Source organism: Sphingobium sp. GW456-12-10-14-TSB1 (assembly GCF_059424385.1).
Genome location: NZ_JBWKZI010000001.1, coordinates 2,121,038 through 2,132,131 on the forward strand (window position 1 = coordinate 2,121,038; position 11,094 = coordinate 2,132,131).

Annotated in this window: 6 protein-coding genes; 2 read left to right on the forward strand and 4 right to left on the reverse strand. The window is 65.0% G+C overall.

What is annotated here, in order from left to right:
• Positions 1-16 precede the first annotated feature (16 nt).
• A complete protein-coding gene (gene recJ / locus AC07X9_RS10375; RefSeq protein WP_086485761.1) occupies positions 17-1,783 on the reverse strand; it encodes a single-stranded-DNA-specific exonuclease RecJ in 1,767 nt (588 codons plus the stop codon).
• A gap of 148 nt (positions 1,784-1,931) precedes the next feature.
• Here recJ and AC07X9_RS10380 point away from each other — a divergent pair, with 148 nt between their 5' ends.
• Together AC07X9_RS10380 and AC07X9_RS10385 are read left to right on the forward strand one after the other, a co-directional pair.
• Entirely contained in the window at positions 1,932-4,049 is a 2,118-nt protein-coding gene (locus tag AC07X9_RS10380) for an autotransporter assembly complex protein TamA (protein ID WP_026002328.1), read from the forward strand.
• Positions 4,049-8,266 (forward strand): translocation/assembly module TamB domain-containing protein, encoded by a 4,218-nt coding sequence (locus AC07X9_RS10385; protein ID WP_017182827.1) that lies wholly within the window; start codon positions 4,049-4,051, stop codon positions 8,264-8,266. Before AC07X9_RS10380 ends, AC07X9_RS10385 begins: the two co-directional genes overlap by 1 nt.
• A 119-nt stretch (positions 8,267-8,385) precedes the next feature.
• Here AC07X9_RS10385 and AC07X9_RS10390 read toward each other — a convergent pair whose 3' ends face one another.
• The 3 genes from AC07X9_RS10390 to AC07X9_RS10400 form a co-directional block, all read right to left on the reverse strand.
• Entirely contained in the window at positions 8,386-9,174 is a 789-nt protein-coding gene (locus AC07X9_RS10390) for a transglutaminase-like domain-containing protein (RefSeq protein WP_017182828.1), read from the reverse strand.
• 315 nt (positions 9,175-9,489) lie between these two features.
• Positions 9,490-10,563, reverse strand: coding sequence for a recombinase RecA (gene recA / locus AC07X9_RS10395; RefSeq protein ID WP_026002329.1), 1,074 nt, complete (start codon positions 10,561-10,563; stop codon positions 9,490-9,492).
• A gap of 99 nt (positions 10,564-10,662) precedes the next feature.
• Positions 10,663-11,019: a response regulator gene (locus AC07X9_RS10400; RefSeq protein WP_017182830.1), complete on the reverse strand. Its 357-nt coding sequence runs from the start codon at positions 11,017-11,019 to the stop codon at positions 10,663-10,665.
• Positions 11,020-11,094: the final 75 nt, after the last annotated feature.

Consider the following 11,094-nt stretch of genomic DNA (forward strand, 5'->3'; position numbering starts at 1 on the left):
TCGGATTTCTCCACCCTCAATCCGCCCAGGCCGCGTCCTCCAGATGGAGTTCGGCGGCCGGGCGGCTACCCCAGTCGTCGATCTTCGCCCGACCCGCGACCCATAGCCGCCGGTCGCGCGGCGCGCCCAATATCGCCTGCCCCAGATCGGTCTCGGCCTGCCGGAAGGCGATGGTCTTGAATGAGCGGCCATCCTCCCCGCCCATGATCGCGCGCAAATGGCCGTTGCCCACGACATCGGCCTTGATCACGCGCATCGGCCCGGCAGCGATGCGGGGGGCTGGCCAGCCCGCGCCATAGGGTCCGCCCGCCTCGATCGCGGCGATAAAGTCGGGATTGACCCCGGCGGGGGCCAGCACGGCGTCGATCAGCAGCGCCCGGTCGTCGCGGGCGCGGGCGACGGCACCTGACAACCGATCGTCAAGGAAATCGGCCAGCGCATCGACCCGGTCCGCCGCCACGGTCAGCCCCGCCGCCATCGCATGACCGCCGCCCGCGACCAGCAGGCCGCTATCCTTGGCCGCCATCACCGCCGCGCCCAGATCGACCCCGCTGATCGATCGGCCCGATCCCTTGCCCACGCCATCTTCGTCCAGCGCGATGACGATGGCTGGGCGGCCTGCCTTTTCCTTGATCCGCCCGGCGACGATGCCAATGACGCCGGGGTGCCAGCCCTGCCCGGCGATCACCGCTATGGCGCGATTGTCCTGGGCCGTCAGCAATGCCTCGGCCTGCTCCTGCACCGCCGCCTCGATCGCGCGCCTTTCTTCATTATACTGGTTCAATTGTTCGGCGATCCGCGCGGCTTCGGCAGAATCCTGCGTGGTCAGCAGGCGCACCCCCAGATCGGCCTGCCCGACACGTCCGCCCGCATTGATTCGCGGTCCCAGCGCAAAACCCAGGTCATGGCATAGCGGGGCGCGGGTCAGGCGGCTGGCGTCGATCAACGCGGCCAGGCCAATATTGCGCCGCCGGGCCATCACCTTGAGCCCCTGCGCCACGAAGGCGCGGTTCAGGCCTTTCAACTGCGCGACATCGGCCACCGTGCCCAGCGCGACGATGTCCAGCAATTCCATCAGCGCCGGTTCGGCCCGCGTTGCGAACCAGCCGCGGGCGCGCAGCACCCGCACCAGCGCCGCGCCCAGAAGAAAGGCGACGCCGACCGCCGCGAGATGACCATGGGTTGCGGCCTCGTCCCCTTCATCCAGCCGGTTGGGATTGACCAGGGCCAGCGCCATGGGCAGCGCCGCGCTGCATTTATGATGATCGACCACGACAACATCGACTCCGGTGTCGCGTGCCATGGCCAGCGCCTCGAATGCCTGCGCGCCGCAATCGACGGTGACGATCAGGGTCGCGCCCTCGCCCGCCAGCCGCACCAGCGCCTCACCGGACGGGCCATAGCCTTCCATCAGCCGGTCGGGGATATAGGGTTTCGCCGAGAGTCCGAGGTCGCGCAGCAGGCGGATGAGCAGGGCCGCACTGGTGGCGCCATCGACGTCATAATCGCCAAAAATGCGCACATCCTCGCCCCGCTGCACCGCGTCGGCCAGCCGTTCCGCGGCGGCATCCATGTCGCGGAACAGGCTGGGGTCGGGCATGAAGGCGCGGATCGTGGGGTTGCGGTGCGCATCCAGCGCGTCGCGCGGACAGCCGCGCGCCAGCAGCAATTGCGTCACCAGATCGTCGGGCGCATAGCCCGGTTCGCGCGCATCCGCCCCCTCCCCCCGCCATTTCCAGGGCTGGCCAGTGATGGAGCGGGAGATGTTGAGCGCAAATGTCATGCCGCCGCTCTAGTCGCTTGCATGCAGGGATGGAAGCGCGGGCCGTCGCGGCGAATTGCCCGCCGGACGGAACCGCGGCAACTGCTTGAGCGTATTGCTGCTTTGTGGCCGCCTTCATGGCTGGCGACCAGAGGGGCGTGACGGACATATGATAATAAGACAGGCGCATCATGTCCGGCACATGTTGGGCCTTCTTATCGCGACCGCATCCCCCCTGCCGCTGCTGGCGCAGACGCCGCCGCCCGCCACCACGCCATCCTTGCCCTATGATGCGACGCAGGCTGAAGAGCCGATCCTGCCGGACGACCAGTTCGAGGCGCGCCTGCCGCAGATGGAGGGAAGCGACCCCGCCAAGCCGCTGCCGTCGATCGACAGCTGGATCGACCAGCAAATGCCCTCGACCGGCGCAGCGGCGGAATTGCCGCCTGCCATCGAGCCGGCTGAGGAGCAGGAACTGGCGCAACCGCTGCCCCCGCTGGACAGCGTAACCGTGCCCGCCAACGTCGCGGCCGACAGCGACCCGAACGCAAAGCTGCCCGACGTCCGTTATGCCACCCGGATCGAGGGTTTTGGCAAGACGGGCCTTGAAGACGAATTCCGGGATGCATCCGCGCTGATCGACGGCGATGGCAAGGCAGAGACCGCCGCGATGGTGCAGGCACGGGCGCAGGAGGATGAGAAGCTGGCGGTACGGCTTTTCTATTCCGAAGGCTATTATGACGCGACCGCCCTCGCCAGCCTCGACCAGACCGGCGATGGCACGTTGACCGCCGTGATTTCCGTGACGCCGGGCAAGCGCTACAAGCTGGGCGACATCATCGTGCAGGCCGGGCCGACCGTGCCGCCGGGGCTGGTGCGCGACAGCCTGCCGCTCAAGACCGGGGACTATATCGTCGCGACGACGGTCGAAGGCGCGGAGGCCAATGTCGCGCTGCGCTTGCCCGAACAAGGCTATGCTTTCGCCAAGGTGGGGGAGCGCGACATATTGCTCGACCCCGCGACGGTGACGGGCGCCTATACCCTGCCCGTCGACACCGGGCCGCGCGGTACGTTCCGCAAGATTACCACCAGTGGCGACAAGCAGGCGTTCGGGGCCGATCATATCGAGGTGATCCGCCGCTACAAGCCGGGCGAGGTCTATGACAGCCGCAAGGTCGATGATTTGCGCAAGGCACTGGTCGCGACCGGCCTGTTTTCCAGCGTCGCGGTCGATCCCGTTCGCACCAACGAGGCGGGGCCGGACGGGACCGAATATGTCGACCTGCACGTCGAACAGGCTGCCGGGCCGCCGCGCACGCTGGCGGGCGAGGTGGGATATGGCACCGGTCAGGGTTTCCGCGCCGAAGGGACATGGACCCATCGCAACCTGTTTCCGCCCGAAGGCGCGCTGATCGCTGGCGTGGTCGCGGGCACGCAGGAACAGGGCGTGTCGGGTACGTTCCGCCGGTCCAACGCGGGCAAGCGCGACAAGACGTTTCAGGCCGGTGCGCTGATCAACCATCAGAAATATGACGCCTATGAAGCCTTCACCGCCGGGCTGAACATCAGCTGGGCGCGGCAATCGACGCCGATCTTCCAGAAGCGCTGGACCTATACCTATGGCGCGGAAATCCTGCTGTCGAACGAACAGACGACGATCGATCCGGCGACTGGCCAGAACAAGCGGCTGACCTATTTCATCGGCGCGCTGCCGGTGCAGGTCGGCTATGACCGGTCCGACGATCTGCTCAACCCGACCAAGGGATTCCGCGCCAGTGTGCGCGTGTCGCCCGAAGCGTCGTTGCAGGGCAATGTTTCGCCGTATGTGCGCGGCACGTTCGACCTGACCGGCTATTATCCCGTGTCGGATTCGCTGGTTATCGCGGCGCGCACCCGGCTTGGCACGATCAGTGGCGTGTCGCGCGACGATGTCGCGCCATCGCGGCGCATCTATGCGGGCGGCGGCGGATCAGTGCGTGGCTATGGCTATCAGGAACTGGGGCCGAAAGATGTAAACAACGATCCCATCGGGGGCCGATCGGTCAATGAATTTGCGGTCGAGGGCCGGTATCGTTTTGGCAATTATGGCGCGGTGGCCTTTGTCGATGCAGGTCAGGTCTATAACAGCGCGATCCCGAAATTTTCCGACATGCGCTATGGCGTCGGCATTGGCGGGCGCTTCTACACCAATTTCGGCCCCTTCCGCGCCGACATTGCAATGCCGATCAACCGGCAGCCGGGCGAATCCAAATTCGCCGTCTATATCGGTATTGGGCAGGCCTTCTAATGACTCAGGATGACACCCCCGCCCAGACCGTCCCTAGCGAGGCCGTGATCGTGCGCGAAGGTCGCCCCTTGTGGCAGAAGATCGCGATCGGGGTCGTCGGCCTTGTCGTGGCGCTGGTCGTGCTGGTGGCGGGCCTGCTGCTGGGCCTCAACACCCAGCCGGGCAAGCGATTCCTGATCCAGCAGATCGCGGCGCTGAAACTCGAATCGGGCATGGCCATCGAAGTCGGACGGATCGACGGGTCGATCTATAGCGACATGGTGATTCACGATCTTGTGCTGCGCGACCCCAAGGGCGTGTTCGCGGTGTCCCCGCGCGTGCATGTCGTGTGGAAGCCGTTTCGTTATGTGAACAACCATATTTCGGTCAGCCTGCTGGAAACCCCGCTGGTGGTGCTGGCGCGCAGCCCGCAGTTCAACGCCACGCCGACCGATCCCAATGCCCCTATCCTGCCGGATCTGGACATTGACGTCGACCGGCTGAAGATCGGCAAATTCGTGCTGGCGAAGCCCGTCATCGGTCAGAAGCGCGAAATCGCGATCGACGGCGTAACCCATATCGCCGACGGCCGCGCGATCCTGTCCGCCGACGCGATCGTCGACAGCGGCGACCGGTTACAGGCGAAGCTGGACGCGGTTCCGGCGCAAAATCGGCTGGCCATGAGCGGCACGCTGACCGCGCCCAGGGGCGGTGTCATTGCCGCCATGTCGGGCCTGACCGACGGGATGACCGCGACCTTGGATGGCAAGGGGACATGGCAGGCCTGGAACGGGCGCATCGTTGCGACCAGTCCCAAGGGCGAGATCGCCAACATCGCCGTCGCCGCGCGTGATGGCGCATTCTCCGCCAAGGGGCCGCTGCGCCCCGGCCTGATGATGGCCGGCACGGTCGATCGCCTGACTGCGCCGCAGCTGGACGTCGACCTGTTTGCAGGCCTGAACGAACGGCGCGTCAACCTGAAGGCGACGCTGCGTTCCCCTGCCCTGTCCGCCGATGCGCAGGGCCTGGTCGATCTGGGCACGAGCCGGTTCAGCGCGCTGAAGATCAATGCGGCGCTGCTGACCCCCGGCGCGATCATGGAGAAGGTCAAGGGTCGCGACGTGCGCGCCGCCATCGTTCTGGACGGGCCGATGGCCACGCCGTTCATCGATTATGACATCAGCGCCAAATATCTCGCGTTCGACGCCACCGGCATCGAAAATCTGAAAGCCACCGGCCGCGCGGTGATCGACGCCGACCGCATCCGCATTCCCGTCAACGCCACCGCGAGCCGGGTGACCGGCCTTAACGCCGCGGCTGGCGGATTGATGAACAATCTGCGGGTGAAGGGCGATTTCGCCTATGCCAGTGGGAGGTTGATCAGCGACAACCTCAAGATCGACAGCGACAAGATCGACGCGACCGCAATAATCCTCGCTGATCTGGACAACGCCCTTTATCGCGGGGCGCTGAAAGGACGGGTCAATGATTACCGGATCGACGGCGTCGGCATCGTCAATCTCAACACCGATATAGAGCTGGTCCCCGGACCCAAGGGCGGCTTTGGCCTGTCGGGCCGCTTTGGTGTGCGAACAGCGCGCTGGGACAATGCGTCGGTACGCGATTTCCTGGGCGGCAACGCCATCGCCACCGGGCGGATCGGCATGACGCCGGAGGGCAAGTTCACGCTCGCCGGGCTGAAGGGCGCGGCGCCCAATTTCACCATCCAGTCGGGTTCGGGCAGCTACGACACCAACGGCCAGATCGCGTTCGACGCCACCGCCGCCTCGCGCCAATATGGGCCGCTGGAGTTGACCGTCCGCGGGACGATGGAGCGACCGCAGGCGGTGTTGCGCGCGGCACGGCCCAATGTCGGCGTGCAGCTGAATGATGTGGTCGCGAAGCTGAACGGAGAGGCCGCAGGCTATCGGCTCGAAGCGACCGGCGGATCGCCCTATGGCCCCTTCTTCGCCAATGTGCTGATCCGTACCGCCGCTGGCCCGTTGACGATCGACATCGCCAAGGCCCGCTTTGCCGGGGTCGATATGGCAGGCACGCTGCGGCAGAGCGCGGCCGGTCCCTTTGCCGGTCAGCTGAGCCTGAACGGGTCAGGCATTACAGGCGCGGTGCGGCTGGCGGCGGTTGGCGAGGCGCAGGGCGTGGATGTGAACGCCACCGCCAATAACGCCAAGCTGCCGGGCGACGCGGACGTGATCATCGGCCGCGCCATCGTCAACGCCTCCATGGTGCTGACCGATCAGCCCCGAATCCTGGCGGACGTGCAGATCGCCAACGCTGCCTATGGCGACTATGTGGTGCGCACGGCGCGCGCCAAGGTCGATTATCAGGGCGGGCGTGGCAAGGCGCAGCTGGTGGCCGATGGCTCCAGCGGCGTCCCCTTCTCGATCGCGGCCAATGCCGCGCTGCGCCCCGATCTCTATGCCGTGGCGTTGCAGGGCAAGGCAGGCAATATACCCTTCCGCCTCGCCAACCCCGCGATCATCCGTACGGAGCCGGGGGGCTATCGACTGGAACCGGCCACGCTGATCCTGCCGCAGGGCAAGGTCGATCTGGCCGGACGGTCTGGCGACAGCACGGCCATGCAGATGCGGTTCAAGGATTTTGACCTGGCGATCATCAACATGGCCTCGCCAGGACTGGGTATTGGCGGCAAGGCGACCGGGACGATCGACTATGTGCAGACCGGCAATGCTTTCCCGACTGCGACCACGCGGCTCGCCATCTCGGATTTCCGGCGCTCCAGCCTGACCGCCGTGTCCGATCCCGTGTCGATGAGCATGGAGGGCAAGCTGTCCAGCGCGGGCGGCGACCTGCGCGGGCTGATCCGGCGCGGTTCGTCGACGCTGGGACGATTCGTGGCGACGCTCGCCCCGCCCGGCCCCGGCAACAGCTGGAGCGAGCAGTTGCAGGCGGCGCCGCTGGGCGGTGGCATCCGCTATGCCGGACCGGCCGACATTCTCTTTTCCTTCGCGGGTCTTGCCGACCAGCAACTGACCGGCGGGCTGGCGGTAGCAGCCGATTTCAGCGGGCGACTGGCTGATCCGCGTATCAACGGCGTCGCCCGCGCCAATGCGCTGACCTATGAAAATGAGACGTTCGGCACGCGGGTCACCCAGATGAAGCTCGATGGCCGCTTCACGAACGACCGGCTGGAGTTGCGCGACTTTTCCGGCCGGGCAGGCGACGGCACGGTCCAGGCGTCCGGCACGGTGGGCCTTGCCGCCGACAGCGGGTTCCCGATGAATATCGCCATCAAACTCGACCGCGCCCGGCTGGCCCGAAGCGAAGCAATCACCAGCGTCGTGAGCGGGACGCTGGCCATCACCAACAGCGCGGCCAATGGCGGCCTGATCAAGGGCGACCTGAGCCTGCCCGAAACCCGCTACAGGGTCGCCTGGCAGGGTGGCACCGAGATTCGCCAATTGCAGGGCGTGCGGCGCAAGGGCGAAGGCGCGGACATTCTGGACCAGCGCCAGGCCGCGCGTCAGGCGGCGGCGAAGCCCGCTGACTGGAAGCTCGACATCCGGGTGCGGGCCGACAATGAAATCTATGTCACCGGCATGGGGCTGGATTCGGAATGGAAGACAGCGATGCGGGTGACCGGCACCACCGCCAACCCGCGGGTTGTCGGCAAGCTGGAAGTGCTGCGTGGACGCTATAGTTTTTCGGGCAAGCAGTTCGACCTGGAACAGGGGGTCATCACCTTTAACGGACCGATGCTGAACCCGGTGCTGGCGATCAAGGCGCAGACGCGGATCGATACGGTGACGGCGGGCATACAGGTGACCGGATCAGCGCAGCAACCCGACATCGCGTTCATTTCCAATCCCACCCTGCCGCAGGACGAAATCCTGTCGCGCATATTGTTCGGCGATAATGTCGCCAACCTGTCTGCGATGCAGGCGGTGCAGCTGGCGGCGGCGCTCAACGGCCTGCGCGGCGGCAGCGGCGGGTTGAACCCGATGGGCAAGTTGCAGGGCGCGTCGGGAATCGACCGCATCGGCATTGTCGGCGGCGATGAAACGACCGGGCGCGGCACGAGCCTGGCGGTGGGGCAGCATATCTCCAACAATGTCTATGTGGAGGTGATCACCGATTCCAAAGGCTTTACCGCCACCCAGCTGGAGATCGCGCTATCGAGGACGCTGAGCCTGTTGTCGAAGACCGGGACCAATGCCGGATCGTCGGCGAACCTGCGCTATTCCAAGGATTATTGAGCGGAGCGCGGGCATCGCGCTCTTGAGATTGCCGGTTCGGGCCGAACCTGTCGAAGCCCTGTCCCTACATCAAGCAGGACGACGCTTCGACAGGCGCAGGGCGAACGGGGACGGGCTGCCTAGCCCTCGTCCACGCGCGAGACGAGGATCGACTGGGCGTTCATCATGGCGTTGCCAAAAGCGGTCATGAAGGCGATGTCGGTGGCGTCGCGGCCGACCGCGATGCGAACCATGGTTTCGACCGGGGCGAGGCCGGTAGAATCGACGATGCGCCACGCCCCGTCGAGCCAGACTTCGACAACGGCATGGAAATCGGGCGGATCAAGGTCGAGGGCATAGACCGAGACGAGCCGGGCCGGAATATCGCGGGAGCGGATCAGCGCGGCGGTCAGATGGGCATAGTCGCGGCAGACACCCTGTTGGGCAACGAAGGTATCGGCAGCGGTGGTCGTGCCGTCGGAACTGCCGGGCACATAGATGAGATTGTCGCGCACCCAGTCGCGCAGCGCCGCGACCAGCGCGCCGCCCTCCAGATCGGGGAAATGGCCGCAGACGAAGCTGACGAAGCGGTCAGCCTCGCAATAGCGGCTGGGCCAGATGAAGGGCAGCACATCCTCCGGCAGGCTGGGCAGCGGGCTTTTGGCGAGGCTGGCAAGGTCGATCGCGGGGCGGTCGACATCGACGGTGGCGCGGTAGGTGCTGAGCATCCGTCCGGTGCCGGTGCGGGTCCAAGTGCGCCGGCCAACGCCGCTGCCGCCCACCTTGTTGGTCAATGGCCCGGCATTGTTGATGATATGGGACTGGCTGACGATGCGCTGATCCGGCAGCGCGGCGGCTTCCACCGCCAGCAGCACATCGGTCGGTTCGGCGAAGTCATAGTCCAGTATCGCCTCGATCGCGACGCGCATCAGGGGAGCCTTTCAAAAGCGGGAAGGAGACGCGGTAACGCGCCAGCCGCCATTAGGGTGCAGAGCATTGCGAGAGCGCAGGCAGGGCGCAAGTGCCGGACGCACTGAACCGCTTAACTTCGCATATTTCCCGGCAAATCGGACATTATCTTGCGCTGGCCCGATCCTATCGGAAAGTCGGCGTTGATGGAGCCGGACGGTAAAAGGCCCGCTGCGCAGGGGGTGCGCGGCGGGCCTTTTCAGTGCGTGAAGCGAGGGGCGGACGAGTTGCGCCAGAGATCGTTCCGGCTGATCGGGCCGGACGAGCATCTGCGCTTATTCGTCATCATCCTCCGCTTCGGGTCCGGCCATCAACGCTTCGGCAACCTCTTCGGTCTTGCCCCGGATCGCCTTTTCCAGACGATCCGCCATCTCAGGATGCGTTTTCAGAAATGTCTTGGCGTTTTCACGACCCTGGCCGATGCGGACAGAGTCGTAGGAGAACCAGGCGCCCGATTTCTCCACGATCCCGGCCTTGACGCCCAGATCGAGGATTTCGCCAATCTTGGAGATGCCTTCGCCATACATGATGTCGAATTCGACCTGCTTGAACGGCGGCGCGACCTTGTTCTTGACCACTTTCACGCGGGTCGCATTGCCGACAATATCTTCGCGATCCTTGATCTGGCCGGTGCGGCGAATGTCGAGGCGGACCGAGGCGTAGAATTTGAGCGCATTGCCGCCAGTCGTAGTTTCCGGATTGCCGTACATCACGCCGATCTTCATCCGCACCTGGTTGATGAAGATCACCATACATTTGGAGCGCGAGATCGAGCCGGTCAGCTTGCGCAGCGCCTGGCTCATGAGGCGCGCCTGAAGGCCGACATGGCTGTCGCCCATTTCGCCTTCGATTTCCGCCCGCGGCACCAGCGCGGCGACCGAGTCGACCACCAGCACGTCGATAGCGTTGGAGCGCACCAGCGTATCGACGATTTCCAGCGCCTGTTCGCCCGTGTCGGGCTGCGACACGATCAGTTCGTCAATGTCGACGCCCAGTTTCTTGGCATAGCCCGGATCGAGCGCATGTTCCGCGTCCACAAAGGCCGCCGTGCCGCCATTCTTCTGCGCTTCGGCAATGGCGTGCAGCGCCAGCGTGGTCTTGCCCGAACTTTCCGGGCCGTAAATCTCGATAATCCGCCCCTTGGGCAGGCCGCCAATGCCAAGAGCGATGTCGAGGCCGAGCGAGCCGGTCGAGATGGCTTCAATCTCGATCTTTTCCCGGCTGCCCAGCTTCATCGCAGAGCCTTTGCCAAAGGCCCGGTCGATCTGGGCAAGCGCGGCGTCCAATGCTTTTTGTCTGTCCATAGTCCCGTTCTTCTTGGAATCGATGAGTGTGAGCATAGCGGACATCGGCCTAATCCCTGTCAAGCGGACTGCGTCGATTCTCTCGGCGCCTGGCGATGATGTATCCTGTTTGTTCTAATAGAACAAGAGGGGAACGGAAATTTCCTATTCGCCCAATATTTTTCCCAACGCCCGCTCGACCGCGCCGATCGTGAAGGGCTTGGCAAGCGTGGGACGGTCGGCATGATGGGTCGGCAGATCGTCGGCCATGCCGCCCGTCGCAAAGACGAAAGGCACGCCTTTCTGGACCAGTATGTCCGCGACGGGCCAGCTTTTCTCACCCTGCAAATTGCAGTCGAGCAAAGCCGCGTCAAAGCCGCCGTCGCGCGCATGGGCGCAGGCTTCGTCGACCGAAGCGGCGACCGCATGCAAGCGATAACCCAGCGCGTCGAGATAATCTTCCAGCATCATGCCGATCATCGCTTCATCCTCGACGATCAAAATGCTCTTGCCGTCCGACATGCCGTGGCGATCCCCTGTTGATACGCGCATGCGCTAACCCATCGGTGCGGGAATGGACAGGATAATTACCTTGAT

Coding starts and splice junctions, on each gene's coding strand:
- AC07X9_RS10400 (WP_017182830.1), bottom strand. CDS start 11,019: ATGTCGGACGGCAAGAGCATTTTGATCGTCGAGGATGAAGCGATGATC.
- recA (WP_026002329.1), bottom strand. CDS start 10,563: ATGTCCGCTATGCTCACACTCATCGATTCCAAGAAGAACGGGACTATG.
- AC07X9_RS10390 (WP_017182828.1), bottom strand. CDS start 9,174: ATGCGCGTCGCGATCGAGGCGATACTGGACTATGACTTCGCCGAACCG.
- AC07X9_RS10385 (WP_017182827.1), top strand. CDS start 4,049: ATGACTCAGGATGACACCCCCGCCCAGACCGTCCCTAGCGAGGCCGTG.
- recJ (WP_086485761.1), bottom strand. CDS start 1,783: ATGACATTTGCGCTCAACATCTCCCGCTCCATCACTGGCCAGCCCTGG.
- AC07X9_RS10380 (WP_026002328.1), top strand. CDS start 1,932: ATGATAATAAGACAGGCGCATCATGTCCGGCACATGTTGGGCCTTCTT.